The sequence below is a fragment of the Sphingopyxis sp. genome, assembly GCF_016704835.1.
Classification (GTDB): domain Bacteria; phylum Pseudomonadota; class Alphaproteobacteria; order Sphingomonadales; family Sphingomonadaceae; genus Sphingopyxis.
Genome location: NZ_JADIZJ010000006.1, coordinates 213638 through 237034, shown reverse-complemented (window position 1 = coordinate 237034; position 23397 = coordinate 213638). Strand labels below are relative to the sequence as shown.

21 protein-coding genes are annotated in these 23397 nt (G+C 63.1%); 4 read left to right on the top strand and 17 right to left on the bottom strand.

Annotated features, from left to right (window positions below; genetic code table 11):
• Position 1 precedes the first annotated feature (1 nt).
• Positions 2-712, top strand: coding sequence for a response regulator (locus IPF76_RS12620; RefSeq protein ID WP_293844454.1), 711 nt, complete (start codon positions 2-4; stop codon positions 710-712).
• On the opposite strand, the gene IPF76_RS12615 is transcribed toward IPF76_RS12620, so the two are convergent.
• The 8 genes from IPF76_RS12615 to IPF76_RS12580 form a co-directional block, all read right to left on the bottom strand.
• Positions 713-1894, bottom strand: coding sequence for a dipeptidase (locus IPF76_RS12615; RefSeq protein ID WP_293844451.1), 1182 nt, complete (start codon positions 1892-1894; stop codon positions 713-715).
• Entirely contained in the window at positions 1891-3468 is a 1578-nt protein-coding gene (locus IPF76_RS12610; RefSeq protein WP_293844448.1) for a serine hydrolase, read from the bottom strand. Before IPF76_RS12610 ends, IPF76_RS12615 begins: the two co-directional genes overlap by 4 nt.
• Positions 3465-4601, bottom strand: a complete 1137-nt coding sequence (locus IPF76_RS12605) for a hypothetical protein (RefSeq protein WP_293844445.1) — start codon at positions 4599-4601, stop codon at positions 3465-3467. Before IPF76_RS12605 ends, IPF76_RS12610 begins: the two co-directional genes overlap by 4 nt.
• On the bottom strand, positions 4598-5638 hold the full coding sequence (locus IPF76_RS12600; protein WP_293844442.1) for a DUF1611 domain-containing protein: 1041 nt from the start codon (positions 5636-5638) through the stop codon (positions 4598-4600). Before IPF76_RS12600 ends, IPF76_RS12605 begins: the two co-directional genes overlap by 4 nt.
• Positions 5639-5657: 19 nt before the next feature.
• The gene (locus tag IPF76_RS12595; RefSeq protein ID WP_293844439.1) at positions 5658-7844 is read right to left on the bottom strand and encodes a TonB-dependent receptor; all 2187 of its coding nucleotides are present in this window, start codon (positions 7842-7844) and stop codon (positions 5658-5660) included.
• Complete coding sequence (locus tag IPF76_RS12590; RefSeq protein WP_293844436.1) at positions 7841-8992, bottom strand: membrane dipeptidase; 1152 nt, start codon at positions 8990-8992, stop codon at positions 7841-7843. Before IPF76_RS12590 ends, IPF76_RS12595 begins: the two co-directional genes overlap by 4 nt.
• A gap of 87 nt (positions 8993-9079) precedes the next feature.
• Positions 9080-10084: a dipeptide epimerase gene (locus IPF76_RS12585; protein WP_293844433.1), complete on the bottom strand. Its 1005-nt coding sequence runs from the start codon at positions 10082-10084 to the stop codon at positions 9080-9082.
• Positions 10084-12063, bottom strand: coding sequence for a serine hydrolase domain-containing protein (locus tag IPF76_RS12580; RefSeq protein WP_293844430.1), 1980 nt, complete (start codon positions 12061-12063; stop codon positions 10084-10086). The genes IPF76_RS12585 and IPF76_RS12580 overlap by 1 nt, the downstream gene beginning before the upstream one ends.
• Positions 12064-12204: 141 nt before the next feature.
• Between IPF76_RS12580 and IPF76_RS12575 the strand changes: the two genes are divergently transcribed.
• The 3 genes from IPF76_RS12575 (at position 12205) to IPF76_RS12565 (ending at position 15812) form a co-directional block, all read left to right on the top strand.
• A complete protein-coding gene (locus IPF76_RS12575; protein ID WP_293844427.1) occupies positions 12205-12828 on the top strand; it encodes an XRE family transcriptional regulator in 624 nt (207 codons plus the stop codon).
• 20 nt (positions 12829-12848) lie between these two features.
• Complete coding sequence (locus IPF76_RS12570) at positions 12849-14546, top strand: D-aminoacylase (RefSeq protein WP_293844424.1); 1698 nt, start codon at positions 12849-12851, stop codon at positions 14544-14546.
• A gap of 123 nt (positions 14547-14669) precedes the next feature.
• Entirely contained in the window at positions 14670-15812 is a 1143-nt protein-coding gene (locus IPF76_RS12565; RefSeq protein ID WP_293844421.1) for a GGDEF domain-containing protein, read from the top strand.
• Between the two features lie 75 nt (positions 15813-15887).
• Here IPF76_RS12565 and IPF76_RS12560 read toward each other — a convergent pair whose 3' ends face one another.
• The 9 genes from IPF76_RS12560 to IPF76_RS12520 form a co-directional block, all read right to left on the bottom strand.
• Positions 15888-17312: a sugar MFS transporter gene (locus tag IPF76_RS12560; RefSeq protein ID WP_293844419.1), complete on the bottom strand. Its 1425-nt coding sequence runs from the start codon at positions 17310-17312 to the stop codon at positions 15888-15890.
• 103 nt (positions 17313-17415) lie between these two features.
• Entirely contained in the window at positions 17416-18294 is an 879-nt protein-coding gene (locus tag IPF76_RS12555) for a class I SAM-dependent methyltransferase (protein WP_293844653.1), read from the bottom strand.
• 4 nt (positions 18295-18298) lie between these two features.
• The gene (gene thrC / locus IPF76_RS12550; protein WP_293844416.1) at positions 18299-19696 is read right to left on the bottom strand and encodes a threonine synthase; all 1398 of its coding nucleotides are present in this window, start codon (positions 19694-19696) and stop codon (positions 18299-18301) included.
• Between the two features lie 27 nt (positions 19697-19723).
• A complete protein-coding gene (locus tag IPF76_RS12545; protein WP_293844414.1) occupies positions 19724-20368 on the bottom strand; it encodes an SURF1 family protein in 645 nt (214 codons plus the stop codon).
• Positions 20361-20756 carry a DUF983 domain-containing protein gene (locus IPF76_RS12540; RefSeq protein ID WP_293844411.1) on the bottom strand — a complete coding sequence of 132 codons (396 nt, stop codon included), beginning with the start codon at positions 20754-20756 and terminating at the stop codon, positions 20361-20363. The genes IPF76_RS12545 and IPF76_RS12540 overlap by 8 nt, the downstream gene beginning before the upstream one ends.
• A gap of 1 nt (position 20757) precedes the next feature.
• On the bottom strand, positions 20758-21633 hold the full coding sequence (locus IPF76_RS12535) for a cytochrome c oxidase subunit 3 (RefSeq protein WP_293844409.1): 876 nt from the start codon (positions 21631-21633) through the stop codon (positions 20758-20760).
• Between the two features lie 79 nt (positions 21634-21712).
• Positions 21713-22273 carry a cytochrome c oxidase assembly protein gene (locus IPF76_RS12530; RefSeq protein WP_293844406.1) on the bottom strand — a complete coding sequence of 187 codons (561 nt, stop codon included), beginning with the start codon at positions 22271-22273 and terminating at the stop codon, positions 21713-21715.
• Complete coding sequence (locus tag IPF76_RS12525) at positions 22270-22419, bottom strand: hypothetical protein (RefSeq protein ID WP_171003905.1); 150 nt, start codon at positions 22417-22419, stop codon at positions 22270-22272. Before IPF76_RS12525 ends, IPF76_RS12530 begins: the two co-directional genes overlap by 4 nt.
• Positions 22416-23327, bottom strand: a complete 912-nt coding sequence (locus IPF76_RS12520; protein WP_293844400.1) for a heme o synthase — start codon at positions 23325-23327, stop codon at positions 22416-22418. Before IPF76_RS12520 ends, IPF76_RS12525 begins: the two co-directional genes overlap by 4 nt.
• Positions 23328-23397: the final 70 nt, after the last annotated feature.

Sequence of the window (23397 nt, the reverse complement as noted above, 5' to 3'; positions counted from 1 at the left end):
GATGCTGGGCGCCGCAAAAATTCTGATTGTCGAGGACGACGCCCATATCCGGCGACTGCTGCGTGCAACAATGCAGCGGGCCGGGCACGAAGTCGCCGAGGCGGCCGATGCGCGAGCGGCACTGGCGCTGCTCGACATCGAAAAGCCCGATGTCGTGCTGCTCGACCTCGGCCTGCCCGACCGCGACGGGCTCGAGCTGATCGGCCCGATCCGCCAGCGCTCGGCGGCGACGATCATCGTCGTATCGGCGCGCGACGACAGCGCCGAAAAGGTCGCGGCGCTCGACCTCGGCGCCGACGATTACCTGACCAAACCGTTCGACACCGACGAACTGCTCGCGCGGATCCGGGCGACGCTGCGCCATCAACGGGCGAGCGCGGAGGGCGATGCGGTCTCGATCATCGAGACCGGCGATTTGCGTATCGACCTCGACCACCGGCGCGTCGAGCGCGGCGGCGCCGAGGTGCATCTGACCCCCAAGGAATATGGCATACTCTCCGAACTCGCCCAGCGCCCCGATCGCGTGCTCAGCCACGCGCAGCTGTTGAAAGCTGTGTGGGGACCGGCGCATGCGGAGCGCGTCGAATATCTGCGGATCGCAGTGCGCGGCTTGCGTCAGAAGCTTGAGGCCGATCCGGCGCGCCCGCGGCTGATCGTCAACGAACTCGCGGTTGGATATCGCCTGTCGCTGCGAAACGGCAAGGCCGACTGATCAACGCGCCTGTTGCGCCGCCAGGATGCGCAGGATATTGCCGCTACACATCTTTTCGACATCGGCGTCGGAATAGCCCGCACCCTTCAATCGCTCGGTGACCTTGGGCAGCGCCGAAATATCCTCAATTCCCGCAAGACCACCGCCGCCGTCCCAATCGGCGCCGAAGCAGATATGATCCACGCCGCCGACCTCGATCGCGCGCAGCACCATCGCCATATATTTTTCGAAATCGGCTGCCCACAGCGGCTCGCTCCTGTCGAGCTCACGCCATTTGCGATTGAGCTCCGCCTGTTGCGCGGGCGACAAGGTCCCAATATTTTCATATTGCCCGAACAATTCGCCGCGCGCCGGGGTCATGTTCATTTCCGACAGAAAGATCGTCGAAACGCACATCGCGCCGCCCTTCGCGGCGAGCGCCGTCAATCGTCCTTCGTCGATGTTGCGCGGATGATCATAGGCCGAGCGCAGGCTCGAGTGCGAAAGCAGGATCGGATATTTCGACAGCGCCAATATCTGGTCGAACGCCGCGTCCGACGCATGGCTCGCGTCGATGACGATGCCGAGGCGGTTCATCTCGGCCACCCATTGTTTGCCGAGCGGGCTGAGGCCTTTCCAACGCCCCTCGCCCGTCGCGCTGTCGGCGAATTGGTTGTCCTTCGAATGTACCGGGCCCGCGAGGCGGAGGCCCTTGTTGTAGAATTCCTGCAACAGTGACAGGTCTTCGCCGAGAGGATAGCTGTTTTCCATCGACTTGAAGGCGATCAGCTTGCCTGCCTTATTCAGCCGCACTGCATCGGCCGCGGTCAAAGCGGGCGCGATCGTGCCCGAATTCGCTGCGATGGTCTTGTCGATCAAATCCGACCGTTTGCGCGCAAAGGCGAGCGCATCGCTATAACCTTTCGCGGTCAGCGGCCGCTGGTCGGTATAGATTGCGAAGAAGCCGCCATCGAGATGGCCATCCTTCATGCGCGGAATGTCGAGCTGCGCGATGTCGTCGGTGAGCGCATGGCGATCGGCGAAGCTCCAACCCTGCCGCTCGAAATGCAGCGGGGTGTCGAGATGGGTGTCGAGCACCAGCATCCGGCTGTGCAGCGGCGCATCGGGGGCCTTAACCACCTGCTCGCCGCTCGAGCACGCCGCAAGCGCGGTGGCGGTCAGAAAAATCACTAACCGCTTCACTTTTCATCCTCCACCGGCTTCAAATCGAGATCGTGATAGTCCCAGCTGAAGTCGGCAATCTTGCTCACCGCCTTCATCGTCACCCCGATCACCTTGCCCTCGGCATCGAGCGCGAAAGTGACGTAAGCGGGTTCAATGGCGGGATCGTCAAAATCTGTGACGAAGCTGTCATATTGCCAATGTTTGAGCCGCCCCGCCATCCGCGGGGTCGAGGTGAAGTCGATCGTCAGCCCAGCCGTCGCCGACCCGATCACCACATCGCCATACCAGGGATCGCGATAGCGCCCGGCATAGCCGGCCAGCGCGAGCGAGGGGCCCGATTTCACCGGCGAGGCCTGCGCCTGTTTCAGATACTCCACCCCGCCTGCGAGCCGCGATTGATACCAATCCTCCCATTTGGCGATCCAGCCATAGTCGGGTTGATCGAGATAATGGTCGAGCAGGTCGTAGTAGAGGCCGAGGAGCATCCCGCTGTCCTCGCTGTTCATCATGATCGCGAAGCCGACATTTTTGTCGGGGATCATCACGACGCGGGTGATCGATCCGAACACTCCGCCGCTGTGCTGAACGATGCGGTGACCGCGATAATCCTGCACCTGCCAGCCCAATGCATAGGCTTGCTGGTTTGGCTGCGCGGGTTTCAGGCTGTCCGGCAGCGGGGTGATCGGCATCGGCGTGACCGGGGCCCACATCTGCTTGGCCTGTTCTTCGCTGAACAGCCGCTTGCCGTTCGGCAGCGCCCCATAAGCCAGCTGGATCTTGAGCCACGCCGCCATGTCGTCGGCGCTGAGCGCAAGCCCACCCGCTGGCGCACCGTTGCGGCCAAGTTCGTCGCGTTCGTTCAGCGCCTGTTGCGGACCAAGCCCGCGCAGCGCGCCTGACAGCCGCGCGTGCGGCCACGAGCGGTTCGGAATGCGGAAGCGGTCCTCGCTGTCGGTCGTCCCGTCTTTCATCCCGCCGGGGCGCAGGAGGCGGTCGCGCATAAAGACCTCCCACGTCTTGCCGGTGACCTCCTCGATCAACTGCCCCGCGACCGCGTAGAGGATATTGTCATAGGCATAGGCCGAGCGGAAACTTGTCTGCGGCTTGAGGTGCGCGACGCGTTCGACGGTTTGTTTGCGGGTCAAATTGGTGCGCGGCACGAACATCAGATCGCCCTGCCCCAGCCCCAGCCCACTGCGGTGGACGAGCAGGTCGCGGATCGTGATCTCGCGCGTCACCCACGCGTCGTGCATGCGAAACCACGGCATATGCTTGATCACAGGATCGTCCCAAGCGATCTTGCCCTCGTCGACGAGGATCGCGAGCGCCGCGGCGGTCATCGCCTTGCCCGTCGATCCGGTCTGGAACAGCGTGTGTTCGTCGACCGGCGCGCGCTCGCCAAGCTTGCGGACGCCCCAGCCGCGCGACAGCGTCGTCTTGCCGTCCTCGACGATCGCGATCGATACGCCGGGCGCCCCGATCTTTTTGCGCAGCGCCTCAACGCTTTCCCTGATGTCAGCGGGCGGTTCGGCCCAGGCGGGCGCTGCCACCGACAGCATCAGCGACAAGGCAAGCAGGCGGACGGCTGTCATGACACGGTCTCCATTGAAGCGGGGGAGCGGCGCAGCAGGCGCCACGCCCCGATGGTGAGCAAAGGCGCAACAAATACTATGAGAAACAACCAAGCGAGGAACCGGTAGCCGCTGGCGATCAGATCGACGAGACCGATCTTGCCCGCGACAAACATGCAGCCGGTCAGGATCACCGCACCGATGATAGCGCGCGCGCCAGGCGTCAGCGGTGGGCGACCGCGGCTCTCGACCGCACCCGAGATCCGCTCATTGATTGCATGCACCGCCCCCGCTCCGCTTTCCAGCAGCGCGGCAAAGATCATCACCTGAAACAATATATGGAACCCCGGCACCGTCATCTGGCGGAGCAGGAAGTCGGACGGCAAGGTCTCGGCGCCGATCGCGGGGTAAAAGGCCATCATGGCGACGAAGAACAGGATTGCGGGGAGCATCGACAGCGGCCCGGCGATCAACCCCGCGACCACCGCGTCGCGTTGGCTGGTCAGGTGGCGCAGCACCGGCAGGATCACGACTGCGCCGACGATGTTGTAACTGGCATAGGTCAGCCCGCCCGCCATCCAATCGCCCGACGGCGGCGGCGCATCGGCAAAACCCTGTCCGATCAAGCCGCCGAAACTCGCGAGCGCCAGGATCAGGAACAACCCGTACACCGCGTAGAGCAGGAACGAGACATATTTGAACATCTGTTCGACCGCGCCGGTACCCCACGCCACCACCGCAATAATCGCGACTGCCAACAGCACCGAACCCGCCACTTCGGGCCAGCTAAAGGTCGCGGCGCCGATCGCTCCCGCCGCGGCGCCGAACACCGCGAGAATCAGCACGACGAAGACGATATAGGCGACCTCAAACGCAATCCACGCAGAGCCAAGCAGCCCTTTGAAAAAGCTGCGATAATCATAAGCGCCGAGCGACCGCGCGAGGGCAAAGGTCAGCGCGGCAACCACGCTCCACACCAATGTCGCGAGCAGCATCGCAGCGAGCCCGCCCCACGGCCCCGACGGCACGAAATACTCGGCCAGCTCGCGACCGGTCGCATAACCGCCGCCGATGATGACCGCTTTCAATGCAAAACCGGGGAGCAGGAAGCGCTGGAACCAGCTCGACCCACCGTTCGTCGCGTCCACCTTCATGCGAGAATATTGTCGACAAGCGCGTCGAATGCGGCGCCGCCGCGGATGGGGTCTGCGACCGGAAGCCCCAATCGTTGGCGCTCAGCCGCCATCAGCGCTTCGGCGCTGTCGGCGTCGTAGCTCGACGTATTCAAACTGACCCCACCACAACGGATCGCAGGATTGGTGCGGCTACCGAGGCGGATCGTCAGGTCGATGACTTCCTCGATCGAGGGCAGCGCAAAGCTTTCCATACCGAGGATGAACTTGCGCGTCGGATCATCACACACCACGAACACATCGGGCTGGCTGCCATGCAGCAGGCCGAGCGACACCGCGGCATAGGCGGGATTGAAAATCGATCCCTGCCCCTCGATCAGATCCCAATGATGATCAGATGCGTCCGGGCTCAAAATCTCCGCCGCCCCCGCCTCGAAATCCGAAACCACCGCATCCATCGGCATGCCACCGCCCGCGATCATGATGCCTGTCTGCCCAGTAGCGCGAAAATCGGCATCGATCCCGCGTTCGACGAACGCGCGGTGCAGCGCGAGCGCGGTGTATTTCTTGCCAAGCGCACAGTCGGTGCCGACGGTCAGCAGCCGCTTGCCGCTGCGCTTGCGGCCGTTGCCGATCGGTATCGCAGGCGGCGGGGTGCGCACGTCGATTAGCCGCTGCCCGGTGCGCTTTGCCGCCTCGCAGAGCGCGGGCAGGCTCGCCAGCCGAACGTGCAGTCCACTGACGATGTCGAGCCCCGCCTCCATCGCCTCGACCAGCGCGGCGATCCAGCTGTCGCCGATCACCCCGCCCTGGTTGGCGACCCCGATCACCAGCGACCGCGCCCCGGCCGCCCGCGCCTCTGCGGGCGACATCGGCGGCAGGCCAGTGGAGACGGTGCAGCCGCCGATCGCCAGCTCACCGACACAGCGGTCCGCCGCCCAGTCGGCCAGACCAAAAGCGGTCTTGGCATAACCGGCCTCGGTCGTATCGCCGAGAAACAGCAGATAGGGCTGCGGCAGAGTCAGGCTACTCTCCAGCCTGCCGGTGGGCGCGTTCATCGTTTCCACTCCAATCCGCTCAAAAGGCCAGGTCGAGCGCGACGCCCACCGTGCGCGGCTGGAGCGGTGAAATGCCGAGGAAGCTCGGCTGATTGAGCCCGTTGGCAAAGGTCGATCGCGCCATCTCACCCCGATTGTCGAGCAGGTTGCGAGCGTAAGCACGCAATGTCCAATGATCGTTGAAGGAGATCGAGGCGTTGAGATCGACCGACGTGTAAGGATTCGCCGTGGCCACCAGCGGATCGCTTTCGACCAGCGACAGTCGGTTGCTGGCGTGGCGGATTCCGGCACCGAAACTGCCCTTGCGGCCGCTACCCAGATCGAACTCATAATCGGCACGTAGTGCGCCGCTGAATTTCGGCACCGCAGGCAAACGGTCGCCATCGACGCCGCTGATGTCGGGCACATCCTCACTCAACACCGCATCGGTATAGCTGCCCGTCGCGCTGATCGTCAGGCCGGGCGTCGGACGCAGCGCGAAGCTGCCCTCGATCCCCTTGCTCCGCGCCTTGCCGCCGTTCGCCCCGCCCGATACGCCGCCGAACGAGCGCACGACCTGGATGTCGGTCCAGTCCATCAGGAAGATCGCGACATCGACCGAGACCAAACGATCGGCGAAGTCGGCCTTCAGCCCGATTTCATAATTCTTCATGCGGTCGGCATCGACCGTCGGCGGGACATTGGGGACGATGACGTTCGGCCCGCCGGGGCGATAGCCGGTCGCGAGGCGCGCATAGAGCATCGCATCCTCGTTGATGTGGAACTGCGGACTGATCGAATAGGTGAACACGCTTTCAGCCGATTCACCGGGATCGTCGGCTTGCGGCACGATCGCGCCCGAACTAATCTGGCGGAAGGTCTGCTTGTTGCGCGCCCAGCGCAGCCCGCCGGTGATTTCAAACTGATCGCTGAGCTTGAAGGTGCCGTTGCCGAAGATCGCATATTCTTTGTAGGTCGCGGGCAGGCCGACGATCGCCAGTGGATCAAGACCGGGAATCGGATTGCCCGCCATGTCGAACGAGCGGACAAGCTGCGAATTGCTCGTTGTCTCGTCGGTGAAGAAACCGCCGATCAGCCATTCGAACCGCCCGCCGCTGGGCGAGGCAAGCCGCACTTCCTGCGTCCATTTTTTCAGGCCCAGATCGAGCAGGAACGGCGTGATTCCCGGCGGCACCGCGCCGCCGGTGAGCAGCGGGAAGAGCACGCCAAAGGCATAGCTGGCATCCTGTACCTGCGCGCTCTGCGTCTTGCTGTACGTCGTCGCCGAGGTCAGCGTGGCGGCACCGAAATCATAATCGAGCGTCGCCGAATAATAGTCGAGATCGACATTGAAAGATTCGGGGACAAAATTGTTGAACGAGCGCCCATCGCCAAGCCGCACGCCGGTCAGGTCGGCGGCATAAAGCGCGTTGCCTTCGGAATCGAGTGACTGCCAGATGCCCGCCAGCTTCACGCTGAATTCGGGCGTCGGCGTCCACAGCAGCGCCGCACGGCCGCCGCGCTGTTCATAATCATTCTGGTCCTTCAGCGCGGCATTGTTAACGGTATCGACCCAGCCCGAAGTGCTGCGCCACGCAAAGCTGCCGCTGACGGCCAGCTTGTCTTGCATGATCGGCACATTGACCATCACCTGCGCGCCCCATCCGAGCCCGTCGCCACCCTTGATCGCGAAGCCTTCAACCCCGGCCTTGACGCTGAACGCATTGGTGTTCGGCTGGACCGTGACATATTTCACCAATCCGCCGATCGAACTGGCGCCATAAAGCGTGCCTTGAGGTCCCTTCAGCACCTCGATCCGTTCCAGATCATAGGGCATCAGGTCGATCGTGAACGCCCCGGCGCGGTTGTAGATCGCACTCGACCCAACCGGTGCGTCGTCAAGGTAAATACCAACGGTCTGGCTGGCGTTGAGCGGAGCGACGCCGCGCAATGTGATCGTCGTCTGGCCCGGCGTGCCGCTGTTGCTGACGTTCATGCCGGGGACGTAACCCGCATAGTCGACCAGCGATGCCGAGCCCTGTTGCTGAAGCTCTTCGCCATTCACGACGGCGATCGAAATCGGCACGTCCTGGACATTCTGGACGCGTTTTTGCGCGGTAACGACGATTTCGCCTGCTGCCTCAACCGCACCCGGTTCCTGCGCCTGTGCCGGCATCGCAGTAATCATTGCGGCCATGCTTGCCGCGATATAGAGTCCCTTGTTCATTGTCTTACCCCCAGACTTGCGCCAGCAGGCGGCGGAAATTGCCCCCCAAGCATGGCCCCGATGTTGTCGTTGGAATAGCCCCGGCGGATCAGTTCCTCGGTCAGGTCGAAGACCTTGCGCGGATGGTCGAATCCGTCGATGTCGATCTTGTCGCGAAAGGCGTAGCTCCCCTTGTAGCTGCCCTTGAGCGCGGCATATTCGGCCGGGATCATGTCGTCATAGCCGTGGAGATCGGCGTCCGATCCGATGCCGACATGATCGATCCCGACCAGCTTTGCGACATGGTCGATATGGTCGGCCATATGCCCGACATTGGTCGGGTCGGTGGTGCGCACGAACATGCGGACCCCGGTGATCCCCATCACGCCGCCCTTGGCCGCCAACGCCTTGATCGCTGCGTCGGTCTTGACCCGCGGATGGTCGACCAGCGCGCGGGCGTTGCTGTGGGTGATCGCGATCGGTCCCTTGGCGATCGCGATGGCATCGAGCGTGGTCTTGTCAGTGCAATGCGAGACATCGACCAGCATGCGCTGCTTTTCCATCTCGGCAATGATCGCGGCGCCATAGTCACTGACCCCGCCGTCGATGCGCTCGGTGCTGCCCGATCCGATCAGGTTCTGGCTGTTATAGGTCAGCTGCGCGCAGCGCAGACCGAGACGGCGGAACAGCGCGACATCCTCGATCTTTTCGAAATGCTCGGCATTCTGGATGCCCATGATAACGGCGCATATATTGTCAACCTTGGCACGATCGAGGTCAGCGACGGTGTCGACCAGCGTGAAGACATGGCTGTTGCGCCCGGCAAATCCTTGCCAGCCCGCAAGAAATGTCAGCGCCTGCTGCTTCGCTTCGGGGCCGCCAAGCCCAAAGGCATTGTGAAATCCGGTGATGCCGCTGGCACGAAACTCGGCCGCCTCGGCATCGGTCAGCCGGTGCGCGACATAGTCCTCCGCCATCGTAATCTTAAGCGGAGCGAGCATGTCAATGACGAGTGATGCGCGAACCAGATCGACAGCGCGACGCGAATAGGTGCGCCCCGGCGCGGCGGCAAAAGCATAACTCCCCTTGTTCACCATCGGCGCCGACAAGGCGGCGCCGACCGCGCCGACGATGACCGTGCGGCGCGCCACTGCGAATGACCCGGTCATTCCAGCCTCCCTCTCAACGAAATTTCAATAGGACGACTATTGTCCTAATCAGAGAACTGTCAACCCACTTAGGACATTTTTTATCATTTATCCCCAAATTTCTGCCGGGCAATGGATCATCCCCCCGCGATATTCGACTCCCGGCGCGCGATCGCGCGCGAGGAAGGTTGGGCCGTCGAGATCGACGATGTCGCAAAGCTGGCCGAGGACGAACGACGGCGCCATCGACAGGCTGGTCCCCATCATATTGCCGACCATCACATCGAGCCCCAGCAGCCGCGCCTGCCGCGCAATCGCCAGCCCTTCGGTCAGCCCGCCGCACTTATCGAGCTTGATGTTGACGACGTCGAAGCGGCCGACGAGCGTTGCGGTATCTGCGAGCGACACCGCGCTTTCATCCGCGACAAACGGCAAGGGCCGCTTGAACCCATCGAGATCGGCCTCGCGCCCGCGCTTCAGCGGCTGTTCGAGCTGCGCGACGCGGGTCTGGACCAGCACCGGCAACAACTCCGCCAGCGTGCGGATATCATACCCCTGGTTGGCATCGACTCCGATCCACGCCTGCGGGCGCGCGGTGCGGATCGCGACGACGCGCGCGATGTCGTCGCTCAAATCACCGGTCAGCTTGACCTTGATGGGTGCTTCGGGATCGATCGCCAGCGCCGCCTTCGCCATATTGCTTGCGCTGTCAGCACCAAGCGTCAGCGTCGAAGGCAGCGCGCGCGGCGGATTCAATCCCGCCAGTTTCCACACCGGCCGCCCGGTCTGCTTTGCCTGCAGATCCCAATAGGCGCAATCGAGCGCGTTGCGTGCGCCACCCGGCGGCAGCAATTGCTGCAAATCCGCGCGCGTCGCGCCGCCCTCGATCGCCGCGCGCACTCGCGTCGCCTCTGCCATCATATGGTCGATGTCGTCAGCCAGATAATAGACCCCCGCCCCCTCGCCGCGCCCGACATGCGTGCCGTCGGACAGTTCGGCGACCAGCAGCGCGGTCTCGGTAAAAACATGTCCAGATATGCGGAACGGCTGGTGGTAGGGAAAATGCTCGACCCGCAGGTCGAGCGTCAGTTCCCGCGTCGTTTGCGTCGCCATCAATAGACCATTCCAAAGCCATAAAGGTGGAAGACGAGCGTCACCCACACCAGTGGCAGCGCCGCGAGTACGAGCAGCACCGCACCCAGCTTCATCGTCCAGCGGCGCTTGTCCTTGATCGTCAGCCACAGGTGCCAGCCAGCGGTCGCCAGCAGGCCGAAGCTCGCCACCGGGGTCAGAACGCGCAGCAGATGGATCAGCCAGTCGAGCGGCCCGCCAAGGCTGCCGATGTCGGCCGAAAACGCCGCGATCAACCCAAGCCATCCCGCCAGCGCCGCGAGCACGAGCCATGCGAAGATTCGCGATAGGCGATAAGCGCGCCGCGACTTGCCTTCGAGCGCGAAATCGGACTTGAAGCTGCGCCGCACCAGCGCCCGCACGGGCCACGCCAGCGCCGCGAGCAGCACGATAGCGAGCGCGGCGATCAGCGCCGGGTTGAGCCAGCCGGCGTTGACGCTCGCCGCGGCCGGCTCGAACACCATGAACGGCGAACCGGCATCGACGCTGAAACGCACAACGCGGCCATCCTTGACCTCGGCGGCGAGGCGTTCGCCGGTGCCCCGGTCGCGCCATACAAAGGGAGCGACCTCGACCCAGTCGCGCGCGCCGGCGCCCAGCCCATCGAGCGCCGGGAAGCTGATCTTGCCATCCTCGGTCAGCGTGACGCTCGCCTGCCCGAGCAGGCCGAGGAGGCTCATGAAATTGGTAAAAGAGCCGCGGCTGCTGACGTAATTGCCGACCAGCATTTGCGCATGTTCGCTTGCGGTCTTGGCATCGACTGTCCCCGCCTCGTCGTCGCCGGGCAGGTAACGATCGGCAAATTTGTGGAACAAGGCGCTCCGCACTGCACCCGCGTCACCGGCTGCCCCGGCGCTGTTCATCGACACATAGACGCCGATGTCGGAATCGGGGAACAGCCACAGATAGGAGTGGAACCACACGGTGTCGCCGCCATGCGCGATCGCGCGCCGGCCGTTGACCCATTGTTCGTAGAACCCGAGCGCCATGCTGTTGAGGGGGCCAACGCCGGGTGCCTTGAAATCATGCATCTGCTTTGCGGTTTCGGGCTTCAACAGCCCTGCGCCATCGTTCAGATGCGCGATCATGAATTTGCCCATGTCGGCGCCGCTCGCCGACAGGCTGCCCGCCGGTCCGGGGATGACGATCTCGAACGGCTTGGGCTTTTGGGTGACGTCAGGATAGCCTTTCGACATGTGCGGCGCGAGGCGCGCCGGCAGCGGCTGACGGAAGGTCGAATGGGTCATTCCCAGCGGCGTAAAGATATGATTTTCGATGTAATTGTCGAAAGATTCGCCGCTGACGCGCTCGACGATATAGCCCGCGAGTGCTGTCGCATAATTGGAGTAGGCCGGGGTCGTCCCCGGTGCAAAAACGCGCTGCGGCAGGGCCAGCGCCGCCTGTTCTTTCAGCGTCATCACCGCCTTGGGATCGCTGCTGATCAGAAGGCGTACCGACTCTTCAAAACCGGCGGTGTGCGTCATGATATTGCGCATCGTGATCGGTTTGCCCTCGAAAGGCGGTATCTTGAAATCCAGATAGGCGTTCACATCCTTGTCGAGGTCGATCTTGCCTGCCTCAACCTGCTGCATCACTGCGGTCCAAGTCAGCAGTTTCGACACAGATCCCGGTCGAAATAATGTGGTTTCGGGCAGCACCGGAGTGCGCTTGGCAACATCGGCATAGCCATAGCCTTTTTGCAGCACGACCTGATCGCCACGCACAACGACGACGACAGCGCCGGGAATTCGTGCGCGTTCGAGCGCATAGGGCAGATAGCCGTCCATCCACGCTTCGAGGTCGGCGGCATCGAGCGTGACGGGCTTGGTCATTGCCGCCGGAGCCGTCGCCGCGACGGCTTCGACTTTCTTTGCCTTTGGCGCGGGCAGCGGCCCCTGCGCCGCCAGCGGCAACGCGGCGAGCGCCGCCAGCCCGATCATCGCTTTGCGGATGAAACGCATCACTTTCCCCTTTTGTCCGGCACGCCTTGTCTGACCTTGCAGCAAGCCGCGCGACCCCTTACCAAGGGTCAACATCTGTTAACCCAGTAGGGACATAATGATCCTGATTAGAAAATTGTCAAACATGGAATGGAAATATTGATGGCCGATCGTGCGGCCCCGCCCACATTGGGTACCGTTATGAAGAGCATTCGCTCGCGAAACGGCTGGACGCTCAAGGAAATGAGCGCGAAGTCGGGCATCCCGGTATCGACACTCTCGAAGGTCGAGCATGACCGGCTGACACTGAGCTACGACAAGCTGCAACAGCTCAGCCAGCGACTGAACATCCGCATGTCGGACCTTTTTGCCGAGGATCAGAGCGACAGCGCGCCGCGCGTCACCGGCCGGCGCAGCGTCGGAACGATGGATCAGGCGGTGCGCGTCACCACCGATAACTACGACTATCACTATCTGTGTACCGACCTGCGCCAGAAACGGATGATCCCGATCATCACCCGCATCCGCGCACATAGCGCCAGCGAGTTCGGCGAACTCGTCCGCCATCAGGGCGAAGAGTTCATCTATGTGCTGGAGGGCGAGATCGAGATTCACACGGAGTTCTACGACCCCGTCGCGCTCAAGACCGGTGAGGGCATCTATCTCGATTCGTCGATGGGCCACGCCTATGTCGTCGCCGACGGCTTTGACGAGGCGCTGGTGCTGGGCGTCTGTTCGAGCGCCGACGATGGGCTGATGGATTCGCTGATGAGCCTGCACGGCTGACCCCTTTACGGAGAAAATCTATGGCACTGCCCCGGCGCTTTACACCGTCCCTGTTGCTGCTGTGCAGTTCGATGCTGCTGTCGGCAACGGTTGCCGCGCAGGCGCCTGCCTATGACCTGATCATTCGCGGTGGCACTCTTTACGACGGATCGGGCCAGCCCCCGGTCGTCGGCGATGTCGCGATCAAGGATGACCGGATCGTCGCCGTAGGAAAGGTCGCCGGAACGGCGAAAAGCGAAGTGCAGGCGAAGGGCATGGCGGTAGCGCCGGGGTTTATCAACATGCTCAGTTGGGCGACCGAATCGCTGATCGTTGACCCCAAAAGCCAGAGTGACGTCCGGCAGGGCGTGACGCTGGAGGTGATGGGCGAAGGCTGGTCGATGGGGCCGCTGAGCCCGACCATGAAGGCGCAGGAGACCGAACGCCAGGGCGACCTCAAATTCCCGATCGAATGGACCAGCCTCGGCGATTACCTCAGCTACCTGGAAAAGCGTGGCGTTTCGACCAATGTCGCAAGCTTCGTCGGCGCGGCGACGGTGCGCGTTCATGAGCTGGGCGAAGGCGATGTCGACCCCACCCCCGCACAACTGACCCGGATGCGTGCGCTGGTGCGGCAGGCGATGAACGAGGGCGCGATGGGCGTCGGCAGCTCGCTCATCTACGCCCCCGGTTCCTATGCCGAGACCGACGAACTGGTCGCGCTGACCAGCGAGGCGGCCAAATGTGGCGGCATGTATATCAGCCACATGCGGTCCGAAGGCGACCGGCTGGAGGAGGCCGTCGACGAATTGATCGCAATTTCGCGCCGTTCGGGCGCCCCTGCCGAAATCTATCACCTCAAGATGGCGGGGCGGAGCAACTGGGGCAAGCTCGATGCGGTGGTGAAAAAAATCGAGGCCGCGCGTGCAGCGGGCCAGCGGATCACCACCGACATGTACACCTACACCGCCGGCGCAACGGGACTCGACGCGGCCATGCCAACCTGGGTGCAGGCGGGCGGCCTGGAATCGTGGATCGAAAGACTGAAGGATCCCGCGATCCGTGCCCGCGTCGCAGCCGAAATGAAGAAGCCCGGCAGCGATTGGGAAAATCTCTATTTCGGCGCCGGCGCCGACAAGATGATCCTGTCGGGCTTCAAGAACGAAGCGCTCAAACCGCTTACCGGCAAGACGCTGGCTGAAGTCGCGGTGATGCGCGGCAAGTCGTCCGAGGAAACCGCAATGGACCTGGTCGTGGAAGACGGCTCGCGCGTCGGCACCGTTTATTTCCTGATGTCTGAGGATAATGTCCGCAAGCAGGTGCAGCTGCCGTGGATGAGCTTCGGCTCCGACGCTTCGTCGCAGGCGCCCGAGGGCGTATTCCTGAAGTCGGGCACGCACCCGCGCACCTATGGCAATTTCGCGCGCCTGCTCGGGCGCTATGTCCGCGACGAACACCTGATCTCGCTGGAGCAGGCGGTATACCGCCTCACCACCCTTCCCGCATCGAATCTGGGGATCAAGGATCGCGGCGCGCTCAAGCCCGGCTATTACGCCGACGTCGTCGTCTTTGACCCTGCGACAATCGCCGACCTGTCGACCTTCGAGAAACCCCATCAATATTCGATCGGCATGCGCGATGTGTTCGTCAACGGCGTCGCCGTATTGCGCAGCGGCGAACACAGCGGCGCGACGCCGGGGCGTGCGGTGCGCGGTGCTGGCTGGAACCGCTGCGAATAGCAGGCTTGCCTAAACACCTGATTCGACAAGGCTTTGGCCGTGCGAGTTCAATATCGACGGTTTTCGGCGGCAAAATCCACGGCGCGGGCTTAAATCCACTGCGCCAGGCCCGTTAATTGTCGCATGACCACCAACGCGACACCTTCGAACGAGCCGGTAGGACGGCTCCTGGATTGGCTGGGGTTACGCCGAACACTTGGCGCGCCCCCTGCAGGACGGCATGCGCCGCCCGATAGTGGGGGCACGCGCGACCTAGCGCAGCTCGCGCGGCACCAGCTGATCGGCACGATCATGGCATTTCTCGTCGATAATGATCTCGACGTATCACCGGCCAACCTGCTGCTGGCGCACGCCGCCTTTTCGGGGATGAACCCGCATTTGGCGCGCCAGATCACCACCCGCTCGCATTCGCCCGACGGGATTACCCAGCAATGGCTCAATGAACTGGGCGAACAAAGTACCGCCCCCGCCGATCATGCCGACCTCGACCGACTGATGACGCGGCTCGAAACCAACCTCGAATCCTTTCACGTCCACGCCAAGGAAGCGCGGACGGTCACCAGCGATTACGGCACCGAACTCGAACAGCATGTCGACGATCTGGAGCAGCTTCAGAAAACCGGCCGGATCGTCTCCAGCCTCGCGGATCTCGCCAAGGTGATGCTGGAGCGAACGCGCAAGGCCGAGGATCATATGCGCAAGAGCGAGGATGAGGCGAAAGCGCTGCGCCGCAGCCTCGAACGCGCCAAGCGCGACGCCGAGCTCGACTTCCTGACCGGTCTGCCCAACCGCCGCGCCTTTGAAATCCTGCTCGAACGCCACTACAAGGAAGCCCGCGCGGCATGCGAGCCGCTGAGCGTTGCCTTCTGCGACATCGACGAGTTCAAAAAGGTCAACGATCTGCACGGCCATGAGGCGGGCGACCGCGTCATAAAGGCGATAGCCGACACGCTGGCGCGCATCTCCGACGACCGGTGCCACGTCGCGCGGCATGGCGGTGAGGAATTTGTCATGCTATTCCGCGGCCTGACCCCCACGCAGGCCGCCGAACGCCTCGACGAAGCGCGCGAGGGACTTGCCGAACGCCGCCTGATCAATCGTAAGACCGACGAGCCGTTCGGCCAGATCACCTTCTCGGGGGGTGTCGCCGATGTCTTTGGTTATGGTGAAACGCGCGGTGCGCTGAAGGCCGCCGACGATGCGCTGTACCAAGCAAAAGCCAGCGGCCGCAACCGCATCGAACTCGCGGGCCCTGCAAAAGCGTAGCCAGCTTCCCGCGAGGGGGCGGGACGCCGCGGGTCAGCGCACGCCAGAGCGCGCCGACCCGCGGCCATTGCCGTTTCAGACGGCCGGTCGACGAGCATAGATGCCAAACCCCGCGATGATGGCATAGCAGAGCGCGGGTAACGTCAGCGCCATCGCAAGACTCCCGGTGATATCCGCCAGCACGCCAGTCGCGAGCGGAACCACAGCGCCGCCAAAGATCGCAATATTGATGATCCCCGATCCGTCGGCTGCGCGGACACCAAGCTTTTCAGAGGCAAGGCTGAAGATGGTGGGGAACATGATCGAATTCATGAGACCGATCGCCAGCAGCGAATACGCCGCGACCCCGCCGCTGGTGTTCGCCGACACGAGGATCAGGGCAATCGCGCCGCCCGCAACGCAGGCAAGCAGTTTGCCCGGGCTGATGCCGAGATACATCAATCCCGAGCCAATAAAACGGCCCATCATCGCGCCGAACCAGTAGATGGCGACCATCCAGCCAATGACGGCTTCGGGCTCTCCAAGCACCCGATCAAGAGCGAGATAGTTGATGATGAGCGATCCGATCGCCACCTCGGCGCCGACATAAAGGAAGATGCACAGAGCTCCAAAACCGAAGCGCTGGCGGGTCCGCAGAAGATCATTGTCATAAAGCCAGACCACTGGCGCGAGCAGGATGAGCAACAGGCCGATGACGGCATGGAACTGCGCTGCAACAACTGCGCCTGCGATTACCAGCGCCAGACCCAAAGCATAGCGCAGAGGCCGAACCAGTTCTTTTCCTGCCATACTCGCCGTATCGTGTGGCAACTTGTTGCGGAACGTCCAAACGATTGCCGCCACCACCGCGAGCGCAGCAGCGATGCCGAGATAGCCATGCATAATCGCCTTGCTCTCGGCCACGCGATAGGCATCGAGCGCCAGACCGGAAAGCTGATCGGCGGTCACGGCAGCGAGGCTGCCGAGGATCAGAATCGAGCCGACGATTGGAAAGATCGTCGTTCCCAACGAATTGAACGCCTGAGCAAAGGTCAGGCGGCTATGCGCCGTTTCGGGCTTACCGAGCAGCGAGATCAGCGGGTTGGCGACAACCTGGACGATCACTACGCCGCTTGCGAGCACGAACAAGGCGAACAGGAACAGGCCATAAACCGCATATTGCGAAGCGGGGATGAAGAGCAGGCAGCCGACCATCATCGTAAGCAGCCCCGCGACCGCGCCGCGCATATAGCCGATCGTCTTCACCAGATTTGCGCCCGGGATGCCAATCACCAGATAGGCGGTGAAGAAGCAGAACTGCACCAGCATCGCTTGCGTGAAATTGAGCGTGAACAGCTCTTTGAGCTTTGGAATGATCACATCGTTGAGGCTGGTTATCCCGCCGAAGATGAAGAACAGCCCCATGACAAATAGACGCAGTTCGGGCGCATCAACGTGCGTCCCCTGACCCTCGATCGCAACCGGGTCAGCGCTCGACGATATTTCCGGCACTAAAGCCATGCCTCTCTCCCCAATATTTTATGGGCGAACCCTTATGCGACACTTGTCGTTTTACAGGCAGCGGGCAAGGCGGATTTCCCGCGCGCGACCGGGGCATTCGTATTCAGCGACTCCAGCGCGCAAAAATTGCCGTCGGCAGCAAAAGCCCCCGCGTTTCTTCACGCACCGCCAGCTCGCCGCATTCGACTTTGCCCGGCAGATCGGCGAACAGTTGCGCCAGCAGCTCGCCGATCGCGAGCGCCGACATCCGTACGGCATAGACGGTCAGGAACAGCGCGCGGCTGTCGGCATCGAGCAGCTGGCGGCAGTCGGTCAGCAGCGGCGCCAGCCCTTCTTCGAGCTGCCAGCGTTCGCCGGTCGGGCCGCGACCGAATTTGGGCGGATCGAGCAGGATCGCGTCATAGCGTTTCTCTCGCCGCACTTCGCGCGCGGTGAACTTGCCGGCGTCGTCGACGATCCAGCGTACCGGTTTATCGGCCATCCCCGCCAGCGCCGCATTTTCGCGCGCCTGCCCGACCGATTTCTTCGATGCGTCGACGTGCGTTACCGCCGCACCCGCAGCGGCCAGGGCCTGACTGCCGACGCCGGTATAGCCAAACAGATTGAGGAAGGCGGGATCGGACTTGTCAGCGATCTGCGCGCGTAGCCAGTCCCACACCGGCGCCATGTCAGGGAAGAAGCCAAGATGGCGGAACGGGGTGCATTGCGCGGTGAAGCGCGTTTCGCGCCACGCCAGATGCCAGCCTTCGGTCGGCACCGGCTTGTTATAATACCAGCGCCCGCCGCCGTCGTCGTCCGACGCCGGGATAAACTCGCCGTCCGCCGCTTCCCATTCGCCCGCAGGCAGCGCCGGTGCCCACATCGCCTGCGGCTCGGGCCGGATGAAGCGATAGCAGCCATAGCGTTCGAGCTTGCGACCGTTGCCGCTGTCGACCAGCCCATAATCGTCCCACGCCTCACCAACGAGCGTGACGAGGGGCAGAAGGTCAGCCACGCGCCGCTTCTGCCAGGACGAAGGCCTTCACCGCATCATAGTCGCCGGGAAGCTTCGTAAAGCGTTCTTCGCGCTCGAAGAGGTTACCGAGGCGCGCAGGCAGCGGCGGGCGAACCCCGGTTGCGCGCTCGACCGCCTCGCGGAACTTTGCCGGGTGTGCGGTCGCCAGCGTGACGACGGGAATATCGGCGTCGATCTCCAGCGCGCGCGCAGCGGCCAGCCCGACGGCGCTGTGAGGGTCGATGATCTGCCCGCCATGTTCCTGCGCCCAGCGGAGCGCCAGCGCCATCGCATCGCCGTCGATCCTCGCGCTCGAAAACAGACCCGCTGCACCCGCAAGCATGTCGGCGGGGATCGTCATCGCGCGATTACGATCGAATTCACCCATCATGCCCGTGATCGCCGCGCCGTCGCGACCCGACAGGTCAAAGAGCAAGCGTTCGAAATTGCTGCTGACCTGAATGTCCATACTGGGGGTCGCGGTCGCGGTGACCGTGCCCGCGCTGTAATCACCGCGAGTCAGCGCGCGGTGGAGAATGTCATTGACGTTGGTCGCGACGACCAGCCGCGCAATCGGTAGCCCCATCTGCGCCGCGACATAGCCCGCGAACACATCGCCGAAATTGCCCGTTGGCACGCTGAACGCGATCGGGCGGTCGGGACCACCAAGGCGCACCGCGGCGTAGAAATAATAGACGACCTGCGCCATCAGCCGTGCCCAGTTGATGCTGTTCACCGCCGACAGAGTCAGCTGGCCGCGCGCCTCTTCGTCACCGAACAGCCGCTTCACCATCGCCTGTGCGTCATCGAAGCTGCCGTCGATCGCGATATTATGGACGTTAGGGGCGAGCACCGTCGTCATCTGGCGGCGCTGGACGTCGCTGACCCGGCCCTCGGGGTGCAACATGAATATCTGGATATGCTCGCGGCCCGCGACCGCCTCGATCGCCGCCGACCCGGTGTCGCCCGAGGTCGCGCCGACGATCGTTATATCGGTGCCGCCATCTGCAAGAAATTTCTCGAACAGCTGACCCAGCAGCTGCAGCGCGACGTCCTTGAACGCCAGCGTCGGGCCGTGGAACAGTTCAAGCAGCCAGTGGCGATGGTCGAGCTGCACCAGCGGGGTCACCGCATCGTGGCTGAAACTGCCATAGGCAGCGCGGGAGAGCTGACGCAGCTCGTCCTCGGTCAGCACGCCTTCGACGAACGGGCGCATGACGCGCACCGCGGTTTCGGCATAGTCGAGCCCCGCGAGCGCGCGAATATCTTCGATCGCCATCTGCGGCCAATGCGCGGGCAGATAGAGACCGCCGTCGCTGGCGAGGCCCGCCAGCGTGGCGGCACGAAAGTCGAGGGTCGGCGCAGAGCCGCGGGTGCTGATATATTCCATGGCGGCCCAGCGCCTAGCGGGCCAACATCAAGGCCGCAAGCGGCGACGGACGGCCAGGAAGTAGATGACCAGCGCTGCGGCGGCGAACAGGAACCATTGCACCGCATAGGCCAGATGATTGTTGGGCGTATTGTCGGCCGAAGGCACCGCACTCGCGCGCAGTCCGGCAGCGGGTGTATCAGCGATCAGCATCGCCCGCGCGGGGGTACCTTTTCCCGCGGCGCGCTCCACTAACGTCGGCTGATCGGGCCCGGGGACGATCGTCCCTTGCACAATCCCGCCGATCCATTTCGGCGGCGCAAAATCATCGCCAATACCGACATCGACGAGGACCCCCGGACCTTCGGCACCGGTACGGCAGTCGGCAATCATGCGGAAACCGGCCTTGCCCTTCTGGTCGGTGCCGCTGCGCGGGTCCCAGCGCACGGGTTCGAGGCAGACGACGCTGCTCTTGCGGAATAGCAACGCATCGGCAACCGGCGGCATTTCAGGATAGGTGACCAGCGACGACATCGCCATGTTGCGCTGATACAGCGCAACCAGCGCTTCCTTCTCGCTCTTGCGCTGAAGTTGCCAAACGCCGAGCGCGATCATCACCAGCGCTGCTGCGATGACGACAATCGTCGGGATCAGCGGCCAGCGCCGCGCCGGTGGGGTGGCAGGTTCAGTCATGCGGTTCGTCGACTTGCCGGCCCTCGGCCGCTTGCCGTTGGTGCTCGCTCGCCAGCAGCGCGCCCTTCGCAACGCGCAGGCCATAAACCACCGCGGCCGCGGTCAGTGGCACCCACAGCAGGACATGCACCCACAAGGGGGGCTGCACCGCGGCATCGAGCGCCAGCGCCGCCGCGACAAGCAAGGCACCGATGATCAGGGTGAGGAAGGCCGCGGGACCGTCGCCTACATTATAGCGACCATAATCGAGCCCGCAGGCCTCGCATTTCGCACGAAACTGCACCGGCCCGTCGAACAAGGCTTTTGCGCCGCATTCGGGGCAGAGGCCAAAAAGGGCAGCGCGCCAGACCGGCGGCTGCCCTTTTGGATTGATCGTGCCGTCGGACAATTTAGTGCGCGGCGACCGGCGCGCCCCAGCCGCCCCAGACATAGACGATGATGAACAGGAACAGCCACACCACGTCGACGAAATGCCAGTACCAGGCCGCGGCCTCGAAGCCGAAATGCTGCTTGGGCGTGAAGTGGCCTTTATAAGTGCGTGCGAGGCAGACGATCAGGAAGATCGTGCCGACGAGCACGTGGAAGCCGTGAAAGCCGGTCGCCATGTAGAAGGCCGAGCTGTAGTTGCTCTGCCCGAAACCCCAAGGGGCATGGGCATATTCATACGCCTGGATCGCCGAGAAGATCGCGCCGAGAATGATCGTCGCCCAGAGGCCTTTCTTCAGACCGTCGCGGTCGCCATGGATCAGCGCGTGGTGCGCCCAGGTGATCGTCGTCCCCGAACAGAGCAGGATCAACGTGTTGAGCAGCGGCAGCGAGAAGGGATCAATCACCTCGATGCCCTTCGGCGGCCACATCGTCATCGCGGCTGCGCCGTCCTGACCGAACATCGAACTGACCACGCCTTCGGCATATTCGATCGGCACCGGGAACAGCGAGAAATCGAACCACGCCCAGAACCAGCCGACGAAGAACATCACTTCGGACGCGATGAACAGGATCATACCGTAGCGCAGGTGAAGTTGGACAACCGGGGTATGGTCACCGGCATGTGCTTCGTTGATAACGTCCGACCACCAGCTGAAGAAAGTTAGGATGACGCCCGCAAAACCAAGACCGAGCACCCATTTTCCAACGCCGCCAAAATAATCGGCGTGCATGAACATCACGAGGCCGAAGAACATCGTCAATGCCGCAATCGAGCCGATCAGCGGCCAGACGCTGGGATTTACCAGGTGATAGTCATGATGTTTGGCACCGGACATTGCGTTTTTCCCGTTTTGCAGCCCCAGCATCGCGATTCCCCATCGCCCGCCGGTCCTTGAAGTGACTCTGATCGCGGCCTTAGCTCGCCTTTTTACCCTCGTCTACAGGGTGGAAGGTGTAGCTGAGGGTGATTTCCTGCACATCGCGCGCGTCGGGGTCATCCATGATCTTCGGATCAACGAAGAATAGCACCGGCATGCGCATCTGCTGCCCCGGCTCCAGCCGCTGCTGCGTGAAGCAGAAGCACTGGATCTTGGTGAAATATTTTCCCGCCTGCGTCGGCGTGACGTTGAACCCTGCGGTACCGATGACCGGCTTCGACGAGTTATTCTCGGCGATAAAGATCGCCATGTCGCGCGCGCCGATGCTGACCGTGTCAGTTGGATGTTCGGGATAGAATTTCCACGGCAGCCCCGGCGACACGTTGGCGTCGAAGCGGATCGAAATGGTGTTCGACAGTATCTCCGGCTCTGCCGCTGCCGCGACCGGGTCATAACGCTGCGTCGTGCCGCCAAAGCCAGTGACGCGGCAAAACAGATCGTAGAGTGGCACCGCCGCAAAGCCGAGGCCCACCATTGCGAGCGCAAGGGCCGACGCCAGACTCGCGGTCTTGGCTTTGGGAGACAGCCGCGCGATCATGCAAATATCTGGATCTTGGCGATGGTGATGAAGAAGAACAGGATCGCCAGCCCACCGAGCATCCACGCCATCATATTGGCGCGGCTGCGCTGGCGGCGGCGGTACTCGACCTCGTCGAAGGGCTCGAGATTTGGATTTTCGGTCATAGGGGCCACCAATGGTCGGCAACGACGGCGCCGAAGAGGATGAAAAGATAGGCGATTGAGTATGCAAACAGCCGCTTTTCGGGCTGCATCAAATCGGCGTCGCCCGTGGTGCGCGTGCCGACCTGCACCGACAGCCCCACGAACAGCGCCGACAGGATGATTGCGGTCCAGCCGTAGAGCGCGCCGGTATATCCCAGCAGCCATGGCGCGACGGCTGCTCCCGCCATGATCAGTGCATAGAACAGGATCTGGCGCCGCGTCGATTTCTCACCTGCAACGACAGGCATCATCGGGATGCCCGCGGCGGCGTAGTCCGAGCGCATGAACAGCGCGAGCGCCCAGAAATGCGGCGGCGTCCACAGAAAGATCAGCAGGAACAGCATGACCGGCAGCGGCGCAATGCTGCCCGTAGCGGCAACCCAGCCGATCAGCGGCGGAAACGCACCCGCGGCGCCGCCGATGACGATATTCTGCGGCGTCCGCGGCTTAAGCCACATCGTATAGACAAAAACGTAAAAGAGGATCGAGCCGGCAAGGAGCAGTGTCGCCTGCCAGTTCGATGCGAACAGCATCAGGAACAACGAGAAAGCGGCAAGCCCGATGCCGAATTGCAGCGCGGTCTGCGGGTCGAGCCGTCCGGCAGGCAGCGGCCGTCCGGCGGTCCGCTTCATCTTGGCGTCCAGCCCCGCCTCATACCATTGGTTGAGCGCGCCCGACGCCCCTGCCCCCAGCGCGATGGCGAGGATCGACGAAAAGGCGAGGACGGGAGGTAAGCTGACCGGCGCCGCGAGCAGCCCGCACAGCGCGGTGAACACCACCAGCGACATGACGCGCGGCTTGGTCAGCGCGAACAGGTCGCGCCAGTCGGCCGGTAGGGCCGTTTCGCCGTGGGTGAGGCTCTGCGCCATGATAACTCCAGCCCGGGACGCGAACACCCCCTGCTGAACTAGCAGGGGGCGAGCGCAATCAGGCGATAAA